Here is a 535-nt window from a genome sequence, read left to right as displayed (position 1 = left end):
AGCCGCAAAGGTCAATACGAGATCGTCGAGATCACCGGGCTCTACTGGCACTTCGTCGATCTGGTCTGGGTCTTCATCTTTGCATTCTTCTATCTTTGGTGAGGAGGGCATCATGGCTCCGGTAGAGGCGCATGCCGCGCAGCAGCAGCACCACCCGATCAAGCTCTACCTTCTGGTCTGGGGTCTGCTTTTCGTCCTCAGCACCTTTTCCTATCTGGTCGACTATCTCGGCCTTCAAGGTTATCTGCGCTGGTCGCTGATCCTGATGTTCATGGTGCTCAATGCCGGCCTCATCGTCGCCGTGTTCAGGCACATGGCCTGTGAGCGCCTCGCACTGATCTACGCGATTTTGCTGCCGCCCCTACTCGTCCTGGTTTTCGTTGGGATGATGGTGTCTGATTCGACCTACGTTCTCTTGACGCGGCTGCTGTTCTTCGGCGCGGCGCCCTGAACGCGATACTTAGTGCGCCGTCATCCCGGCCGTGGGCATGCCGCATTCAGGATGCTCGCTCCCTTTATACGATGTCGTCCAGGT

At 57.4% G+C, this 535-nt stretch carries 2 protein-coding genes; both read left to right on the top strand.

Going from position 1 to position 535, the window contains the following annotated elements; all coding sequences use genetic code 11:
- Positions 1-102, top strand: a 102-nt coding sequence (locus tag O7A61_RS32355) for a cytochrome c oxidase subunit 3 (RefSeq protein WP_337133199.1), incomplete at its 5' end; no start/stop codon positions are given.
- Positions 103-112: 10 nt separating this feature from the next.
- Positions 113-451 carry a cytochrome C oxidase subunit IV family protein gene (locus tag O7A61_RS32350; protein WP_337133198.1) on the top strand — a complete coding sequence of 113 codons (339 nt, stop codon included), beginning with the start codon at positions 113-115 and terminating at the stop codon, positions 449-451.
- Positions 452-535 lie beyond the last annotated feature (84 nt).

Origin of the sequence: Mesorhizobium sp. Cs1321R2N1, from assembly GCF_037179725.1 — a bacterium.
GTDB lineage: Bacteria > Pseudomonadota > Alphaproteobacteria > Rhizobiales > Rhizobiaceae > Mesorhizobium > Mesorhizobium salmacidum.
Note: the sequence above shows the minus strand (reverse complement) of the source record. Positions and strands in the feature narration are given on the sequence as shown.